The organism is Cohnella boryungensis (genome assembly GCF_042651945.1).
Taxonomy (GTDB): domain Bacteria; phylum Bacillota; class Bacilli; order Paenibacillales; family Paenibacillaceae; genus Cohnella; species Cohnella boryungensis.
In genome coordinates, this window is record NZ_JBHSED010000058.1 from 223,483 (window position 1) to 242,118 (window position 18,636).

An 18,636-nucleotide genomic window follows, 5' to 3' on the forward strand; every position below is an offset into this window, starting at 1 on the left:
GGTATATACCGCATGCGCAATCTCGAGTGGGAAGAGCGTTTGCTTGAAATCGCCGGCGCCAGGACCCTTGAGCAGCTAAGCTCGGCTAGAGAAACGGAGCAGAAGTGTCTTCAAGAGCGGCTTGCCGATTCTCCAGCCGACAAGGTGATCGTAACGCTGAACGAGCTTCACGATGCTCTAATAGCTCGTGCGCTCATGCTTGCGGAGAACGATATGGCACGGTCGGGGTTTGGCGCCCCTCCCGTGCCTTACGCGTATATGCTATACGGCAGCGGCGGGCGTTTCGAGCAAACGATGCACAGCGATCAAGACAGCGGACTGATCTACTCAGACGCAAGCGATGAAGCGGACGAGGTACGCAACAGGGATTACTTTCTTAAGCTGGCCGGGAAGGCTGTCGAATTTCTTGTCGTCATCGGGTATCCGCCGTGCGAAGGCAATGTTATCGCCTCGAACCCGCAGTGGTGTTTGTCCGTAAAAGAATGGGCGCGCCGAATCGATCACTGGTTCGCGGAGCCGAATTGGGAGAACGTCAGATATTTGCTGATTGCAGCTGACGGCAGACCTGTGTGGGGCGACAGAACGCTGGCTGAGCTTCTGAGGGACCGATATTTTAACGATCTGGTCCGACACCCCGTCATCGCGCACAGAATGCTGGAAAATACGCTTCGCCACAAAGTCCTCGTCGGGGTATTCGGGCAATTGTTGAAGGAACGATACGGCGAAGAGGCGGGCAGTCTGGATATCAAATACGGAGCTTATATTCCAATGGTGAATGCGTTCAGGCTGATGGCCATGCAAGCGGGAATTCACGAAACGAGCACGCTGGACCGAATCCGGGCCTTGCTCCGAGCCGGAGCACTTGAGGAGAACGAGGCCAAGGAAGCCATCGAAGCGTTCACCTTGTTTCTGGAGCTCAGGCTGTATGCCTCCGTTACGGAAGAAGGCGGTCGGATCGTCGGGTCGGGCAAAATTCCCGCTTCCAGACTGACAAAGGAAATGATCGGTCCCTTGAAGAAAGCGCTGAAGACAGGGTCGAAAATGCAGCGCAAGGTGCAGAGGGAGCTGCAGTACCGGTTCGGCGGGAGGTAAAAGTGATGAAGCAGCCCAAGAATACGAATTCGATGGGAAGAATGTGGAACCTGTACAAGATGGGAGGGCTGACTCCAGCCATCGCTTCGATGTTCGGATCCTCCAACGCTCAGCAGATGGCATTCATTCGGTCCATGTCCAGAGATCAGCGTAAGGAAAGCGCGTTAGAGATGAGGCTGTCGGAGATGGAGGCGGTTGTTTTCGATCTGGAAACAACCGGGTTCTATCCCTATAACGGAGACGAAATTATTTCCATCGGCGGGGTCATTATCCGGGGTGGGAATTTGGAGGAGGCCGAGCCCTTCTACCAATTGGTCAATCCAAAGAGAAGGATTCCAAGGCACATAACGGAGCTTACCGGAATTACGAACGAGATGGCGCAGAACGCGCCGGATTTAATGCAGGTGCTGCACGATTTCATGAATTTCGTCGGCAAGAGAGTGCTGATTGCGCACGGAAGCGGTCATGACAAGCAATTTCTGAATTGCGCCCTGTGGCGCACCTCCAAAGTGAATCTGACCCATCGCATCCTCGATACGATGATGATCGCCAAGTGGCTGGAGCCCAAATTGCTTCACTACGGGCTTGACGAAGTGCTGGAGCGCTATGGAGTGGAAATTACCGAAAGGCATCACGCGCTGCATGATTCAGTGATGACCGCCAAGCTTTATTTTAAATTCCTTAAGCAAATTGTGGATCGTCAGGTGACGACATTAGGCGAATTGTATGCTTATTTAAGCCGGCATTAACAGTCGGCTATTTGCGCTCTTTGGATGGCAAGACTTAACCAGCGATTGGAAGAAGCCCTTCGGTAAACGGCAAGCTCGTAGTTGGCTGGGTCGCCTCCGAAGAATCCGACGATCCAATAGGTCCCCCACGGAAGAGAGCCTTCAAGGTCGGCCTCGCTAGGCCAGGCGTTTCTTTGCGGATGGGAGTGGAATAAGCCGACGATGCAGCGTTGGTTTTTTTGCGCTTCGCAATAAAGTCGAACCCATTCCTCCGGCCGAAAAGCAAAGGCGTTAACGCTGCGGGCGGCATCGTTGGCAATGAGGGCAAAGCCGTCCGCAACGATAATTCCGTCTTCCTCGCGACCATAAATGATCCCGCAGGCTTCGTAAGGCAGACGAGCGCGTAATGTTTCAACAAGTCGCTCTTCCAGCTCGGCCTCCAGTCGAATTTCCAAAGCAAGCCCCATTTCGATCTCCCTCCCGCTCATCTTCCCCGAGTATGAGCCAAACAAGCGAGATCGGCAAGCTACTGGACTTGTTTTCCGGGCTTCACCATAAAAAATACAAGGGCCAGGGCGATCAGGGAAAGCGCGGATACGGTAATGAATACAAGTCTGTGCGACATGCCCATGAGCCAGCCGAATAAAGGGGGGCCGAAAGCTACGCCGAAAAATCTTAAGCTGCTGTACAGCGAGGTGATCATTCCTCTTTCGGCTTTTTCGACGGCGCCGGTAATCATCGTATTCAAGCAGGGGAGCAGCAGTCCTGTTCCTATACTGCTTAGAGTCAATAGGCCGATGAAGACGTACAAATTCGAATTTAGCCAAATAGCCAACGCCAGAGATATGACCATCAAAGCCAACCCGATATTCATAAGCCAACGCATGAGCACGCCGTTCTTGCGAATGATTGTTCCCGTAAGATAAGCCGTCGTCACCATTCCGAACAACGGAATCGCGAGTACGAAGCCTTTGCGCACGCCATCTATGGAATAAGGCGGCTTCTCCAGAATATCGGACAGAAAGAACAGCACTCCGAACAAGATGAACAGGGCGAGGGAGCCCGCAAAGAAGGATGCGATTAGCCAACGGCCGTGCTTGATAAAAATCTGCTTAATGGAACGGAGGTATTGCGGTATAGGCTTGGGCTGCTCCTTGCGTTCCGGTTCTTTAATCAGGAACAATACGGCCAGCAACGAGAGCAGGCAGAAAGCCGGAAACGCGAAAAATGCGGCATACCATACCAGGAGAGCGAGCAGCGAGCCGAGAATCGGGCTGACGACTTTTCCCGCCCCGTTGGAGGCCTCAATCAGACCTAACGCCTGGCTTTCTTCGCCGTCCTTATAGAGATCTCCTACAAGGGCCATCGCGATCGGCGCCGTTCCAGCCGCACCGATGCCTTGCAGTGCGCGGGCTCCGATCAATAAGCCGTAGGAGTCCCATACGGCGGCGAAACCGGCCAGGATGCCTGCGCCTCCGTAAACGATAAGCGAAGGGATCATGACGGCTTTCCGACTGAAGCGGTCGGACAAATAACCGGCAATCGGAATAATCAGGGCTGCCGATATGGAAAACAAGCTGATCACAAGACTGCTTTGGAACTGGGTAATCCCGAGTTCATGTCTCAGCGTTGGCAATATCGGCACAAGCATCGAGTTTCCAAGAACAAGCACGAGCGGTACGGTAGACAAGGCGATGTATTCCCATACTTTATTTTTGCGCGCGCCGCCCGAGCCCTTTGAAGCTGAACGTGTTGATGCGTTATCGGATACGTTGTCTACGTCTGATTGGAATGAAATATCCAGCTTGCGTCTGGTTTTTGTCGTTGCGGACAACCCAATTCCTCCTTCGGGACACAGCCCATTCGAAAGCCGTAATTGTCCATTAAATTGCCCGCGCGATTGCGGCAATATGCACGAGCCTGTAGAGCGGACATACTGTCATGAATCGGACACGTCTGCCGGATGGAAGCTGCTGCGGAAATGGGGTAAGATATAAGAAACACAAACGCATGAATGAAAGAGTGAAGCGAACGATGAAAAAAAACATGATCATCCTGGCGCTTGCCGCTATTGCGATTGTAGCCGTGTGGATCTGGGACCAGAACGGCAAGGCATCCTCCGGTCAAGTCGTCGAGGGCGCGGCTCCATCTTCTTCGCTTGGCGATATTCCCGCCGCTCCGGCCGCGAAGGAAAATCGGTATGCTCCATCTTTTAAGCTCGATTCCCTGGACGGTACGACCTCCTATAGTGTAGGCGGGAAGCGGGACAAGGCTTTGATCGTTAATTTCTGGGCGGCCTGGTGCGGACCTTGCGAGCTGGAAGCGCCGGATCTGAAGGATATTTACAACGATCACCAAGACCAGTTGGATCTGTATGCGGTAAATGCGACCAATTTCGATAAGCTTAGAGAAGCCAAGGATTTCGTCAAGGAGCAGCAATTCGTTTTCCCGGTGCTTACGGATGCCAAAGGCGTTGCAGGCGACCTGTACAAAATCACCGGCTATCCGGTCAGCTTCATCATCGATCGCGACGGGGTCATTCGCCATCGGATTGAGGGAGTCATCGAGCGCGAGCAGTGGGAAATATTACTTCAGGATGTGCTTGAATCGTAAGGCCCTGTCAGGACGACAATGACAATGACGCTTCTATAAAGAGCTCTTGCGAAAATTTCAGATTGAACAGCAACGAAAAGGGGTTTCCGCGAAGATCGAACAAGCCGATCGATTCGCGGAAACCCCTTTCGTTGCATACGCGCGGAATGGACCATACAAAAGGAGAGGCAGACGGCCTCTCCCGGTTAAATGAACCTATAAGCGAGTATTGCGGTCAACTGAGACGTTGTCTGCTTGGAACGTCATTTAATGGTTGACTAGACCATTGGTCTGAAGGAGCTCGGGAGAGATGTCCTCATCTTTGTCCATCCCGATCAAGGCATAGCGAATGCTGTCTACTAGCGCTTCCCAGCTGGCCTCGATAACGTTAGAGGAAACTCCGACGGTACTCCAGGTATCTTTGAAGTTGGTGGATTCGATCAAGACGCGTACCTTGGCTGCGGTTGCATCCTTCTCATCCAATACGCGAACCTTGTAGTCCGTCAGGTGAATGTCGCGGATACCCGGGAAAAACTGAACCAAAGCCTTGCGAAGCGCATTGTCCAGCGCGTTCACCGGTCCGTTTCCGTTGGCTACCGTATAGACTTGTTCCCCAGCGACTGTCACCTTAACGATGGCTTCGCTGCTCACGCGGCCCTCGTTATTTTCGACCGTGATTTTGAAGGAGTTAATCGTGAATACCTGTTCAGAGCCGCCATAAGCGTCTCTTAGAAGCAATTCGAGAGAAGCGTCCGCCCCTTCGAATTGATATCCCTGATGCTCAAGGTCTTTGATGCGATCGATGACCTCGCGCGATTTCATGCCTTCCGCGTTGACCTCCAGCCCCATTTCCTGTGCTTTGGACAAGATGTTGCTCTGACCGGCCAGCTCGGATACGAGAACACGCTGCTTGTTGCCGACGAGAGAAGGCTCGATGTGCTCGTATGTTTTGGAATCCTTCATAATGGCCGAGACGTGAATGCCGCCTTTGTGCGCGAATGCGGCATTGCCTACGTAAGGCTGGTTAACGGGCATATTTACGTTGGCGATCTCGCTGATATAGCGTGCGACTCCGGTTAAGGTGCCTAGCTGCTCGCCGGTTACGCAGGAGTAGCCCATCTTCAATTGGAGTGTCGGGATGATCGAACACAGATTCGCATTGCCGCATCGTTCCCCGTAGCCGTTAATCGTACCTTGAATGTGACGGGCGCCGGCTGTAATCGCCGCCAGCGTATTGGCTACGGCAAGCTCGCAATCGTTGTGCGTATGAATGCCGATCGGCGCATCGATCTCCTTCACGACGCGGGAAACGATCTCATTGATCTCTCCGGGAAGCGTTCCGCCATTCGTATCGCAAAGCACGATCCAGGCCGCTCCTGCTTCCTTGGCTTTCGAGAGCGCCGCCAAAGCGTACTCGGGATTGGCCTTATAGCCGTCGAAGAAGTGCTCGGCGTCGAAGAGAGCTTCCATTCCGCTGTTCTTCACGAAAGCCAGGGATTCGTGAATCATGGCCAAATTTTCTTCCAGGGTAGTTTGCAGTGCCGTATGCACGTGAAAATCCCAGGTTTTTCCGACGAGTGTCGCCGCGCGGGCGCCCGACTCCGTAAGGTGCTTGAGATTAATGTCTTGCTCGCAAGAGCTGTTCTTCCTGCGAGTGCTGCCGAACGCCGTTAGCTTGGCTTGCAGCTTGAGCTCCCGGACGCGGCGAAAAAACTCGATATCCTTGCTGTTGCTGCCGGGATTGCCGCCTTCGATATAATGGACGCCAAGAGCATCGAGCTTCAAGGCGATTTTGACCTTATCCTCGGCGGTCAGGCTTATGCCCTCGCCCTGCGTGCCGTCGCGCAAAGTGGTATCGAAAATACAAATTGGAGTTGACATGCGGTACCGGAAAGCCTCCTTAAAAATAAAACAGGTGAAACTATTATAGCATGGCCTGCATTAAATGTAGAGAGCCGCCGTACGCGTTGCCTGAGCGCTTCGAACCTCTGTATAATTAAAGAAACGACTGGGGGGGAAGTTACGTGAGCGCGAGCGCGGGAAAAGGGCGGGTCATTCTGCACATCGACATGAACGCGTTCTATTGCTCCGTTCATGCCGCCGAAGAGCCGGACAAATATCAAGGAAAGCCGACGGCCGTGGCCGGAAGCGTGGAGCTGCGCAAAGGGATTGTGGTTACGAGCTCCTATGAAGCGAGGGCTCGCGGCGTCCGAACTGGAATGACGGTGCGGCAGGCGATGAACGTATGTCCCGTGTTGCAGTTGATTTCTCCGGATTTTGATCTTTATCGCCGATACAGCCGCGGCTTCATGCGGATTGCGGGCAATTACACGCCATTGGTGGAGGCCGTATCCATCGACGAGTGTTATCTGGACGTTACCGGCAGCTCTCAATTCGGCACGGCCGTCGAGATAGCGGAGACCATCGCGCGCAGGGTCAAGGAGGAGCTGATGCTGCCCTGCTCAATCGGCATCGCTCCCAATAAGCTGCTGGCGAAGATGGCCTCGGATATGCGCAAGCCGGACGCCATTACGATTCTGCGAAGAAGAGATATGCCGGATCTGCTATGGAGCAAGCCGTGTCAGACGCTGCATGGGATCGGGGCGAGGACAGCGGATAAGCTGCTCAAGCTGAACATTCGAACGATCGGAGAGCTGGCTTTCGCCGATGAGAGGATGCTGGCGGAGCGGTTCGGCGTCTATGGCGCTTGGATGAAGCAAGCCGCCAACAGCTACGATGACTCTCCGGTCGAGCCGCTGAGCGAAGCTCCCAAGTCCATAGGACATACGACCACCCTTCCGGCCGATTTGACCGAACGGGATCAATATCGGAGAGTGCTGCTTAACCTGGCCGATCAGACGACCCGGAGGCTCAGACGTCGACAGATGGTCAGCTCAACCGTACAGCTTACGATTCGGGATCCGGACATGCGCACGATTACGAGATCGATGACGATAGAGGTGCCTACGGAAGCTGCGGACGAGGTTTACGAGTTGGCCTGTAAGCTGATGGATGCGCACTGGAAGGAAGGCAAGCCGGTAAGACTGCTCGGCATTACGCTTCAAGGGCTGTCGCCCAAAAAGGAAACCCCGATGCAGCTTGACTTGTTCACCTTCGAGGCCGAACCGAAGAAAGAACGACTGATGACCGCAATGGACGCGTTAAGGGATAAGTTTGGAGAAGGAGCCGTCTTGACGGCGGGCATGCTCGGGGACGATCCCTCGACGCTCATTCGCAACAAGAAGCTTCGCGGAACGTCGCTGGAGAAAGACTTTTTGCGGGAAAATGAAGAACCTTAAGACTAAACGTCATAGTGACATAATCGTTAAGGCTTGATCTGCATTTTCGTTTGATCTTAACAACGTTTTGTATTATATTGAACAGTAGTGGACTACTTTTACCAATTGATCCGGATTGAAAATAGGAGGTTATCACATGGCTAAGTTTACTTACGTAGACAAAGACACATGTATCGCTTGTGGCGCTTGCGGCGCGACTGCACCCGACATTTATGATTACGATGACGAAGGGCTTGCGGAAGTCATCTACGCCAACGATGGCAATCACGGCAACGCGGAAATTCCGGATGATTTGTACGACGATCTGCAGGACGCTTGCGACGGCTGTCCAACCGATTCGATCAAAATCGCCGATTCTCCGTTTAATATGTAATTTTACGTGAGAATTAAGAGCTCTTCCCTGGCCAATGCGCCTAGGGGAAGGGCTTTTTTGCGTTTCAAGCCTGTGCTGCGAAGATTAAACCATATTTTAGACAAAATCCAACAAAAAACCGATGGCCTGCGCTATAATAGATACCGAAATGGAATCATTTACATAGGGTGGCGGGATTAGCGTTGAAGGATCGGATTAAAAAAATCGCATTCGTGCTCAATGCGCTGTTGCTTATCGTAATTTACTTTATCTATCATTCCGGTTCCTTGCAGCCGATCAACCACCTGCTTCTCGATTACAATATGAAGCAAGCGGCGGATCATACTCCCGATTCAAGAATCGTCATGGTCGCGATCGACGATACCTCCCTTGCGGAGCTGGGCAGGTTCCCGTGGGACCGTGCGGTCTATGCGCCATTTCTAGCTAACCTCAACACTGAAGGCAATCTGCCCAAAGCCATCGCGTTCGATATTATTTTCAGCGAAGCTAGCGACAATCCCGATAGCGATATGGCCTTCGCGGAGGCTCTAGCAAGCTATCCCAACGTGATTTTGCCTGTAACAGGCATTATGGGAGACCTCTTCAGCACCTCCGTCGCGAAGAAGGACGAATACATTCAAGCGCAAGCCGTAGCCAAGCCTTATGAGTTGTTCGCGGAGCTGACGCAGCAAGCTCATATTAACCGGGTAGTGAGCAAGGATAGCCTCATTCGCCAAACCTGGCTGAACATTCAGGGCCCGCAAGGCGAGATCATTCCTTCCTTGGCATGGAAAGCGGCCGAGATGGCCGGGGCCGATCTGAGCGCATACGCGGATCTCACCGATCCGGCCAAAACCGGCGAGCCGGTGGCCAAGAATACAATCACCATCGACTACCAGCTCACGACGGACGATTTCTTGACTGTCTCGTTCGTGGATGTATTGAACGGGGCGCTACCGCCGGATTTGTTCAAGGATGCCATCGTATTCGTCGGGTTTACGGCGGTCGGGCTGGCCAGCGACGGCGGACAGGATACCGGCGCTTCTCCAATCGAGAAGAACTTCAAGCTGATGTACGCTCATGCGAATATCGTGAACCAGCTCCTGGAGGGCACGAAGGTGTCTTTCCTGCCGAACGGAGCGGAACTGGCGATGACGTTCCTTCTATTTATGCTATTCGTCCTGCTGCCGTGGAGACTGAAGAACGTCTACTCCATTCTGGTTTTCCTCGCGGTATTAGCGGGCTTGTTATATGGACAGTACGCTTTGTATCAGACCAACGCTCTTCATTCCAATGTCGTCTATGCCATGTTGGCCATCATTCTGGCGTACTTGGCGAACGTCTCGCTCAAGTCGTATATGGACAGCGTTCAGAAGAGCTTCGTCACCCGCCAATTCGGACGTTACATCTCGCCGGATCTCGTTAAGCAAATCGTGGCTCAGCATATCGAGATTAAGCTGGGAGGCGATCTCAAGCGAATTACGATCTTGTTCCTCGACATTCGCGGCTTTACGCCGTTGTCCGAGAAGCTGGCGCCTTCGGAGCTCGTCGATACGCTGAACACGATGTTTAACATGATAACCGAGACGACGCTGCGGAATTCCGGGACGATAGACAAGTTTATCGGGGATGCGGCTATGATTCTCTTTAATGCGCCGCTGGATGTGGAAGAGCATGAAAGAATGGCGGTCAAGACCGCCTTCGAGATTCAGCAAGGGATGAAGAAAATTCGCGATGAAATTATGGACAAGTATCAGTGCGAGGTTAATGTCGGCATAGGCATTCATACCGGGAACGTCGTCGTCGGCAATATCGGCTCCTACCTGAGGGTCGATTATACGGCAATCGGGGATAACGTCAATATTGCCGCAAGGATCGAGTCGCAGACCTTGAAGGGCCAGGTCCATGTCTCGCAGGAGGTTTACGACGCAACGAAAGCCTTCTTCTTGTATGACGAAGGAGAAGAGCGCATGTTCAAAGGAAAGTCGCTTCCGATCCGGGTGTATGAGGTGCTTGGCATGATCGAATAACGCGGTCATCGCACGCAAATTCTCTATTATTCTAGCCTTAGCTGCTATACAATTTCTGAACAATACGAGAGGGGAACATCCGCAATGAGAAAGCTGGTCGCTTACGTGCTAGGAGTCTTGTTAATCGCTATCCCGCTGCTGGGCAGTCTGGCGCAGGAGGCATCCGCAGCTTCATCCCGGGTTGCCGTGATCAAGGAGCTCAAAGGCACGGTGAAGGTCAAGAAATCCGGTGGAGCCAAGGAATTCACGGCATTCGCCAAAATGAGCCTGAACGAAGGAGATGTGCTGGCCGTCGGAGCGGACAGCTCCGCCGTTCTGCAATTCGCCAATGGAGCTTCGGAGGACGACCAGATGACGGCGGGCGCGAATACGACGCTGACCTTCTCCAAGCTGAGCGATTCCAAAGGGACGACGACCAAAGTCAGCATGCTGAGCGGGTCCGTATGGTCGACGGTCAAGTCGATCAAGAACAAGGAGGACCAATTCACGCTCGACACGCCGACGGCGATCATGGGCGTGCGGGGCACGAATCTGTACGTATCCGTGGATCCTGCCACCGGGAACGCCAAATTCATGATTGCCTCGGGCGTCGGCCAGATTATGCCGAAGAACGACGCTCAACCTCCTGTTGACGTCTTTTTGTATCCGAACCAACAGGTTACGATCGACGACCGGGATCGGACGGACGAGTTTCCCGATGAAGTCATTGTATTGGATATCGAGGACTTGATTTCGGGCCTGTCGCCAAGAGTCATTGAAGCGATGATCGAGTCCAAAGAACGGATTGACGGGGAAAACCAGGAGCTATTGAATAAAATCAAACAACAGCTGACAGCGGGGGAGGGGATTCCATCTCTGGGCGTTCAGAATGAGAAGGACCTCGACCGCTTGATGAACAATCTGGACTTCGTCATTGCGGGCATCGTTAAAGCGGCCATTCAGAAGGGCGTTGTGAACAAGAGCGAGATCGAGAAGAAAGTGGAAGAAGCCAACCGCGAGCTAACGAAGAAGATCGATCTGGATAAGAACGCTCAGCAGCAGTTAACGGACGCGGAGAAGCAAAAGCAAGAGCAAATGAAGAAGCTTCAGCAGGAGAAATCCGCTCAGGCTCTCAAGGAGAAACAGGAGGCGCTGCAGAGGCAGCAGGCGGAGTTGCTCAAGCAGCTGGAGGAAACCCGCAAGAAGCAGGCGGAAGCCAACAATAAGGCGCTCGAAGAGGCTAAGAAAAAAGCCAAGGAAGCATATGAGAGCAAGCTTTCGGAATCGGAGAAGAAAAGATTCGAAGAGGACAGCAAGAAGCGGGCTGAAGAACTGAAGAACCAGTCGCCTTCTCCAAGCCCGACTACAGGCGGGGGCGGAGGAGGAAGCAATTCCGGACCGAATACGCCTCCCACCGGAGAAATCGCTCCGTTCGGTTTGTATTTCAATAGCGTAGGCTCGAATTCCCCCGTCCAGAAGACTTTCACCTACACCTCGACGCAATCGAATTACGCTTTCTCGGTGAAGGACGATGTTGATTTCTCGCTGATCAAGCGGAATGAGGTCTCGGGTAAGGAAGTCGTTTCCGTCAAATACAAGTCGATCTCCGAAAACGGCGAAGATGAGATGTCGGAATATGATAACGTCTATTTTCACGAGGGGTATGGCGGCTACTTAGTCCCATTGACAGCCGGGAGGACGCATATCGCGATTCAAGCCGTAAGCCTCCAACCGGGTACGCAATCCATCGGATCCGGCGAAGGCTCGGGGCAGGGATCGTATACCTACGAGCTTACGATTGACAAATCGGCAAGCCCAGAGGGATTAACCGCCTGGAGCGTATGGGTGCCTCAGGACGAGACCGAAATGTTCTGGGAAATTACCGGTACGGACAAATATGCGATGGATCTTAACGAATGGTACCCGGATGTCGCCGTTGCCGCGTTGGATCTGAGTTTGGAATTCGCCGCGAACATTACGAAGGCAGAGCTGTCTTATACGCCTGCGAATGCTCAGACGCTACGCACAGTGACTTGGACGGCCAGCGGCTCGCAGACGATCACGGAGCTTCAAGAAGGCTTCAACAAGCTCACCTTGAAGCTGTACTCGGGCTCTAATCTGAAATCTACGAAAGAGCTCTGGATCGCCAACGGATTCAGCGAAGTGGACGAGTATAATCCGTTCGATATCAAGACGGGTCAGGGCATTGCGGTGGCGTATCAGAATCGTTATGAAGACAATTATGCCGAATTGATCGCCTACGTCGGCGAGGAAGTCTCCCGTATTTCTATCGAAGCCAAGCCGAGTTCGATGCTTCGCATCCAGACGGTCAGGGAGGATAGGCAATCGTACTCCGGCAGCAATGGGAAATTCGACATCGATCTGGGCGCCGAAAATACTGTCTTGAACGTGACTGCCAAAAACGTCGCCGGATTGGGCGAAGAATATGACTACAGCTTGCTAATCGTTCGCGTTCCGACCGGGATCAACAGCTGGAAGGTTACTGAAGAGGATTGGGAGCAAGCTCCTCAACGAGCTTCGACGCCACGCAGGTATTATTTCGATGTTTACAGCGGGACGAATTCCGTTCGGCTGGAGGTTGAACAGACTGCCGGCAATCTGTTTCAGTTGACCAGGAACGGTCAGCCCGTCACTCCGGATAGCAATGGGGATTACATGCTCGACAATCTTCTCGCCGGGATAAATCTGTACGAGTTCAGCATTACGTCCGGCAACGCCACTACGAATTACGAGCTGATCGTGGAGAAGTACGGCGATTCCCAGGCTAGCCTGCTGCGCATTGACAACGGCTATGCGGAAAACGACCCTAACAATGACGCGCAGAACGTGACGATCACGACGATCCTGTCGCAGGCTTATCTTACTGTCGGTACGGACCCTCGATTCGTCAAGCTGGAGCAGAACGGCGTCTTGATTGCGGCTGAAGGAGACCGCTTTCCTTTGGAGCTTCAAGAGGGCGCTAACGCTTACGTCGTGACGATTACGCATCCAATCACGAAGGAAGAGGAAGTCATTCAGCTCACGATTGTCAAATTTTACGGACCGGCATAATTCAAGATTATAGAAGGAGCTACAAACAGGATGATTAGACTTTCCCGACGTATTGGCGCGGCATCAGCCGCATTCTCCTTGCTGTTCGCTGCTCCCTCTCTCGCTTCGGCGGCGAGCGGGGAATGGACTTCTTCTCCGAGGCTATTCGAGGTTCGCACGTTGGCGGGGCAGCCCGAGCAAGGAAACGCTGACGGTTCTCTCAAGACTGCGACCTTCTATCACCCGTATTCGACGGTTGCCTTGCCGGATGGCAAATTGCTTGTGGCGGACTCCGCCAATCATCTTCTAAGAGTCGTGACGGCGGATAAGGTAACCACTTATTCGGGATTATATTTGGGAGAGAACGAGTCCAGCCAGCCGCTTGGCGCTTATCGCGACGATGTGTTGGCCAAAGCCGCTTTCGATAGGCCTTCTGGTTTGTCCGTCGATCCCCAAGGCAACGTGTATGTAGCCGATTCCGCCAATCATGCCATTCGCAAAATCAGTCCAGACGGCAAGGTGTCCACATTAGCCGGGAATGGACTGCTTGGCTCCAGCGACGGCACAGGCGGCCAAGCCGCCTTCTACAATCCATCCGACGTAGCCGTGGACAGTCAAGGCAATGTGTATGTGGCCGATACGCTGAATCATACGATCCGCAAGATTGCAACGGACGGGAAGGTTACGACCGTTACCGCGCCGTCGACCCGGATCATTGAATATGTGGCGGGAGCGGTCGAAGAAGCAGGAGATTATCAAGACGGTCCGCTCGCTTCCGCGAAGTTCAACGAACCGAGCGGCTTGGTCATCGACGCGCAAGATAACTTGTACGTCAGCGACCGTGGCAATCAGAGAATTCGCTATATTAATTTTACTTCAGGTCAAGTCTCTACCGTTGCGGGCGGAGGCGGCTATGCCGACTCCAATGCGTATTTCGTGTCAGGAGGCTACGTAGACGGCCCAGCGACGCAAGCCCGGTTTAACGCACCGGAGGGATTATCACTCACTGACGATGGGGCTCTGGTCATTGCCGACAGCTTAAATCATGCCATTCGCCTATTAAAGAACGGCAAGGTGTCTACGCTGGCGGGGGTGCCAGGTGAGCCCGGCCAGAGCGGCGGAGTCCCGTCGGCTGCCCAGTTTAATCATCCGACGGACGTTACGGTGCTTAAGGACGGCCGTCTCGTCATCGCAGACGAATACGGGAACAAGCTTCGCGTTCTGCAGCCTTATGCGAAGCCGGCTTCCTTGCCGTCGCAGCAAGGTGCTTCGGTGCTGTATAACGGTTCCCTTGTTCCTTCGGACGTTCCTGCGCAGTTGAAAGGGAACGCCGTTCTCCTTCCGCTGCGTGCGGTCGGCCAGGCTCTGGGCTTCAAGGTCGGCTACGACAAGACGACGGGAAAAGCCTTGCTGACCCGTGGAGACACGGTCTATGCCATCTCTGCCGATGACCGAAGCGTCACGAAAACCGTCGCAGGGAAGAGCACGCGGCTTGAGCTTAACGCCATGACAACCGTAATCGATGGCCGTTTGTTCATTCCCGTAAGATTTTTCGCCGATGAAAGCGGCCTGGATATTCAGTGGGATTCCACAGCCAGAGCCGTAGTGATCCGGAGCAAGACATTCTAAGAAATCTGCATCAACGCGAAGCGAAGATGGCGTCGGGCAGGTCGGATCGGAGAGAAGCTATTCTCCTGAGCCCGACCTGTTTGCTTGAACGCTGTCCCGTTGAGATCGCTTTCCAAGGGGCGGAACGAATGGAAAGATGCCTCTATTAGTTGAACTGATTAAACCTATAAGATGATTCTAATTGACCATATTGGCCCGCTATGTTAGGTTCTATAGAGGTAAAATGATTAATGAACCGTGAATACTAGGAATTGAACAACAAGCAGAAGCGCGAGAGGTGGATATCGTTGGTCCTTCAAGTTACGAGTAGTCCTTTCGATCAAGAGCAGGTTGAGCTGCTGAATCGATTGTTGCCCCGCTTAACGGAATCGCAGCGGTCTTGGTTATGTGGTTATTTAACGGCTTACCCCGGAGCGGGTGCAGGTGCAGGTACGGTCGTTCCCGCAGCAGCGGGCTCCGTCCCGCAGGCGGCCGCAGCGCCCGCGGCGCCAAGAGAAGCGACCGTACTGTTCGGATCGCAGACCGGCAACAGCAGCAAGCTGGCGAAGAAGCTGTCCAAGAGGCTGGAAGATCAGGGCGTGCAGGTCACGCTGGCTTCGATGAACGATTTCAAGGCGAATACGCTCAAGAACGTTCAAAATTTGCTGATCGTGGTCAGTACGCATGGCGAAGGAGAACCGCCTGACAGCGCGATCGCTTTCCATGAATTTGTTCGCGGCAAGAGAGCGCCTCGTCTGGAGACGCTTCGTTATTCCGTTCTTGCGCTCGGAGATACCTCTTACGAGTTTTTCTGCCAGACGGGCAAGGATTTCGATCTGCGTCTGGAGGAGCTGGGCGGCCAACGCCTCGCCCCGCGCGTCGATTGCGACGTCGACTTCGAGGAGTCCGCTGAAGAGTGGATGAATCAGGTGCTGGCTGCGCTGAGCGCTCCTGCGGCAGGCTCTGCGGCGGCGGGATCGCCTGCCGTCTCTGCCGGAGAAGACATCGAATCTGAGTTTTCCCGATCCAATCCGTTCGCGGCCGAGGTGCTGGAGAACTTGAACCTGAACGGCCGAGGCTCCGATAGGGAGACACGGCATGTGGAGATTTCCCTGGAGGGCTCCAATCTGCAATATGAGCCCGGCGATAGTCTTGGGGTTTACCCGGAGAACGATCCGAGCCTCATCGCAGCCTTGATCGAAGCGATGGGCTGGTCGCCCGACGAGCCGGTCACCGTGAACAAAAACGGGGACAAGCGTCCGCTTGGCGAAGCGCTGCTGCGCCACTTCGAGATTACGGTTCTGACGAAGCCGCTGCTGGAGCAAGCGGCAAAGCTCTCCTCGGATAACGGACTTGGAGAATTGCTTCAGGCGGGACGCGAACAAGAGCTTAGAGCTTACCTGTCGGATCGAGACCTGCTCGATCTCGTGAGCGACTACGGCTTCAAGGGCGTTCCGGCGGGCAACTTCACGGCGATTCTGCGCAAGCTGCCGCCGCGCTTGTATTCCATCTCCAGCAGTCCGAAGGCGTTCCCGGACGAAGTGCATCTTACGGTGCGCGCGGTACGCTACGAGGCGCGAGGTCGCGCGAGGAATGGAGTATGCTCCGTTCATCTCTCCGAGCGCACGGAGATCGGCGACAAGCTGCCGGTGTTCATTCAGCGCAACGACAACTTTAAGCTTCCCGACAACCCGGAGGCGCCGATTATCATGATCGGGCCAGGCACGGGCGTCGCTCCTTTTCGGGCCTTCCTCGGCGAGCGCGAAGAGACGGGGGCGGCGGGGAAATCCTGGCTCTTCTACGGTGACCAGCATTTCTCCACGGACTTCCTCTACCAGATCGAATGGCAGCGTTGGCTGAAGGACGGCGTATTGTCGCGTCTGGATGTCGCCTTCTCCCGCGACACGGATCAGAAGGTGTATGTGCAGCATCGCATGCAGGAAAACCGGCAGGAGCTCTATCGTTGGCTGCAGGAAGGCGCCTATGTCTACGTATGCGGCGACGAGAAGAAAATGGCGCACGACGTTCATACGACGCTGCTGGACATTATTGCTCAGGAAGGCGGCATGTCGCCTGAAGCGGCGGCCGACTATGTGGCGGGAATGCAACAGCAGAAGCGTTATCAAAGAGACGTGTACTAGAAGCGGTCCCGCAGATCGCGAGAGGAGACAAACCGATGTCCGAAAACAACCTACTATCTCCGAACAGCGCGCCTCACAGCGACGTTGAGGATATAAAGATCAGAAGTAACTATTTGCGCGGAAAGCTGGCGGAGACGCTGCTTGATCGGGTTACCGGGTCGATCACGGAAGACGAGAACCGCTTGATGAAATTCCACGGCAGCTACATGCAGGACGACCGCGACCTGCGCAACGAACGGCAGAAGCAGAAGCTGGAGCCTGCGTATCAATTCATGCTGCGCATTCGCGCTCCCGGAGGCGTCGTCACGCCGGACCAATGGCTGATGATGGATCGAATCGCCCATCAGTACGCCAACGGTTCGATTCGGCTTACGACCCGCCAGTCCATACAGCTTCATGGGATTATCAAATGGAACATGAAGAGCACGATCCAGGAGATCAACGATTCGCTGTTGACCACATTGGCGGCTTGCGGCGACGTGAACCGGAATGTCATGGCCAGCCCGAACCCGTATCAATCGGAAGTGCATGCCGAAGTATTCGAATGGGCTGCCAAGCTTAGCAAGCATCTGGAGCCGCAGACGAACGCCTATCACGAAATCTGGCTCGACGGCGAGAAAGTGCTGGACAGCAAAGACGGAGACGGCGAGCAGGAGCCGATCTACGGTCCTGTGTATCTGCCGCGCAAGTTCAAGATTGGTCTGGCTGTGCCGCCTACGAACGATGTAGATGTGTTTTCCCAGGACTTGGGGTACATCGCCATTCTGAAGGACGGCAAGTTGGAAGGCTTTAACGTCACCGTCGGCGGCGGCATGGGCATGACGCACGGGGATACGAAGACGTATCCTCAAGTGGCTCGGGTCATCGGCTTCTGCAAGCCGGAGCAGGTGGTCGACGTCGCCGAGAAGACGGTTACCATTCAGCGTGATTACGGCGACCGTGCAGTCCGCAAGCATGCAAGATTCAAGTACACGATCGACGATCGGGGACTTGACTGGTTTGTTCAGGAGCTGAGCGCCAGAATGGGCTGGAAGCTGGAGGAGGCACGTCCGTTCTCCTTCGATCACAACGGCGATCGCAACGGCTGGGTGAAAGGGATTAACGGCAAGTGGCACTTTACGCTGTTCATTCAGAACGGCAGAATCAAGGACGAAGACGGTTATCCGCTCATGACCGGCCTGAGAGAGATTGCCAAAGTGCATACCGGGGATTTCCGGTTGACGCCGAATCAGAGTCTGATTATCGGTAACGTCAGCACGCAGAAGAAGAAGAAAATCGAGCAGCTGATCTCCCAATACGGACTGACCGACGGAATTCACTATTCCGCATTACGGAGAAATTCGATGGCATGCGTTGCGCTGCCTACATGCGGTCTGGCGATGGCCGAATCGGAGAGGTATTTGCCTAGCTTGCTGGAGAAGATCGAGCCAATGCTGGAAAATGCAGGCCTGCGCGACGACGACATTGTTATCCGCATGACCGGATGCCCGAACGGCTGCGCACGTCCTGCGCTGGCGGAAATCGCCTTTATCGGCAAGGCTCCGGGCAAATACAACATGTATCTGGGCGGCGGCTTCGCCGGCCAGCGTCTGAACAAGCTGTACAAGGAGAATATCGGCGAGAAAGAAATTCTCGATTCGTTGTCGCCCATAATTTCGCAATATGCGAAAGACCGCCACGAAGGCGAGCATTTTGGAGATTTCGTTATTCGGGCCGGGCACGTGAAGGAAGTATTGTCCGGTCAGGATTTTCATTCCTAGAAGA

General features: G+C 54.0%; 13 protein-coding genes. 10 read left to right on the forward strand and 3 right to left on the reverse strand.

The genetic code is table 11. The features are described 5' to 3' along the window. Positions 1-12: 12 nt before the first annotated feature. Both ACFO1S_RS22710 and ACFO1S_RS22715 read left to right on the forward strand, forming a co-directional pair. On the forward strand, positions 13-1,092 hold the full coding sequence (locus ACFO1S_RS22710; protein ID WP_204601669.1) for a DUF294 nucleotidyltransferase-like domain-containing protein: 1,080 nt from the start codon (positions 13-15) through the stop codon (positions 1,090-1,092). Between the two features lie 5 nt (positions 1,093-1,097). Further along, entirely contained in the window at positions 1,098-1,841 is a 744-nt protein-coding gene (locus ACFO1S_RS22715) for an exonuclease domain-containing protein (protein ID WP_204601668.1), read from the forward strand. Here ACFO1S_RS22715 and ACFO1S_RS22720 read toward each other — a convergent pair. Both ACFO1S_RS22720 and ACFO1S_RS22725 read right to left on the reverse strand, forming a co-directional pair. Further along, positions 1,838-2,287 (reverse strand): M67 family metallopeptidase, encoded by a 450-nt coding sequence (locus ACFO1S_RS22720; protein ID WP_204601667.1) that lies wholly within the window; start codon positions 2,285-2,287, stop codon positions 1,838-1,840. The genes ACFO1S_RS22715 and ACFO1S_RS22720 overlap by 4 nt on opposite strands. Positions 2,288-2,346: 59 nt before the next feature. Continuing rightward, positions 2,347-3,654 (reverse strand): MFS transporter, encoded by a 1,308-nt coding sequence (locus ACFO1S_RS22725; RefSeq protein ID WP_204601666.1) that lies wholly within the window; start codon positions 3,652-3,654, stop codon positions 2,347-2,349. A gap of 200 nt (positions 3,655-3,854) precedes the next feature. Here ACFO1S_RS22725 and ACFO1S_RS22730 point away from each other — a divergent pair, with 200 nt between their 5' ends. Next, a complete protein-coding gene (locus ACFO1S_RS22730; RefSeq protein ID WP_204601665.1) occupies positions 3,855-4,433 on the forward strand; it encodes a TlpA family protein disulfide reductase in 579 nt (192 codons plus the stop codon). A gap of 246 nt (positions 4,434-4,679) precedes the next feature. On the opposite strand, the gene cimA is transcribed toward ACFO1S_RS22730, so the two are convergent. Next, positions 4,680-6,293, reverse strand: a complete 1,614-nt coding sequence (gene cimA, locus ACFO1S_RS22735; protein ID WP_204601664.1) for a citramalate synthase — start codon at positions 6,291-6,293, stop codon at positions 4,680-4,682. 143 nt (positions 6,294-6,436) lie between these two features. Here cimA and ACFO1S_RS22740 point away from each other — a divergent pair, with 143 nt between their 5' ends. The 7 genes from ACFO1S_RS22740 (at position 6,437) to cysI (ending at position 18,632) form a co-directional block, all read left to right on the forward strand. Continuing rightward, a complete protein-coding gene (locus tag ACFO1S_RS22740; RefSeq protein ID WP_378127634.1) occupies positions 6,437-7,711 on the forward strand; it encodes a DNA polymerase IV in 1,275 nt (424 codons plus the stop codon). Between the two features lie 136 nt (positions 7,712-7,847). After that, on the forward strand, positions 7,848-8,084 hold the full coding sequence (locus ACFO1S_RS22745) for a ferredoxin (protein WP_204601663.1): 237 nt from the start codon (positions 7,848-7,850) through the stop codon (positions 8,082-8,084). A 182-nt stretch (positions 8,085-8,266) separates the two neighbouring features. Then, positions 8,267-10,093, forward strand: coding sequence for a CHASE2 domain-containing protein (locus tag ACFO1S_RS22750; protein ID WP_204601662.1), 1,827 nt, complete (start codon positions 8,267-8,269; stop codon positions 10,091-10,093). A gap of 84 nt (positions 10,094-10,177) precedes the next feature. Continuing rightward, a complete protein-coding gene (locus tag ACFO1S_RS22755) occupies positions 10,178-13,144 on the forward strand; it encodes a FecR domain-containing protein (RefSeq protein WP_204601661.1) in 2,967 nt (988 codons plus the stop codon). 30 nt (positions 13,145-13,174) lie between these two features. Further along, positions 13,175-14,752 carry a stalk domain-containing protein gene (locus tag ACFO1S_RS22760; protein ID WP_204601660.1) on the forward strand — a complete coding sequence of 526 codons (1,578 nt, stop codon included), beginning with the start codon at positions 13,175-13,177 and terminating at the stop codon, positions 14,750-14,752. A 287-nt stretch (positions 14,753-15,039) separates the two neighbouring features. Next, entirely contained in the window at positions 15,040-16,872 is a 1,833-nt protein-coding gene (locus tag ACFO1S_RS22765; protein WP_204601923.1) for an assimilatory sulfite reductase (NADPH) flavoprotein subunit, read from the forward strand. A 35-nt stretch (positions 16,873-16,907) separates the two neighbouring features. Continuing rightward, positions 16,908-18,632, forward strand: a complete 1,725-nt coding sequence (gene cysI / locus ACFO1S_RS22770) for an assimilatory sulfite reductase (NADPH) hemoprotein subunit (RefSeq protein ID WP_204601659.1) — start codon at positions 16,908-16,910, stop codon at positions 18,630-18,632. Positions 18,633-18,636 lie beyond the last annotated feature (4 nt).

What these genes read in the sequence shown, in the direction of transcription:
- ACFO1S_RS22710 (WP_204601669.1), top strand. Translation starts at nt 13, where the DNA reads ATGCGCAATCTCGAGTGGGAAGAGCGTTTGCTTGAAATCGCCGGCGCC.
- ACFO1S_RS22715 (WP_204601668.1), top strand. Translation starts at nt 1,098, where the DNA reads ATGAAGCAGCCCAAGAATACGAATTCGATGGGAAGAATGTGGAACCTG.
- ACFO1S_RS22720 (WP_204601667.1), bottom strand. Translation starts at nt 2,287, where the DNA reads ATGGGGCTTGCTTTGGAAATTCGACTGGAGGCCGAGCTGGAAGAGCGA.
- ACFO1S_RS22730 (WP_204601665.1), top strand. Translation starts at nt 3,855, where the DNA reads ATGAAAAAAAACATGATCATCCTGGCGCTTGCCGCTATTGCGATTGTA.
- cimA (WP_204601664.1), bottom strand. Translation starts at nt 6,293, where the DNA reads ATGTCAACTCCAATTTGTATTTTCGATACCACTTTGCGCGACGGCACG.
- ACFO1S_RS22745 (WP_204601663.1), top strand. Translation starts at nt 7,848, where the DNA reads ATGGCTAAGTTTACTTACGTAGACAAAGACACATGTATCGCTTGTGGC.
- ACFO1S_RS22755 (WP_204601661.1), top strand. Translation starts at nt 10,178, where the DNA reads ATGAGAAAGCTGGTCGCTTACGTGCTAGGAGTCTTGTTAATCGCTATC.
- ACFO1S_RS22760 (WP_204601660.1), top strand. Translation starts at nt 13,175, where the DNA reads ATGATTAGACTTTCCCGACGTATTGGCGCGGCATCAGCCGCATTCTCC.
- cysI (WP_204601659.1), top strand. Translation starts at nt 16,908, where the DNA reads ATGTCCGAAAACAACCTACTATCTCCGAACAGCGCGCCTCACAGCGAC.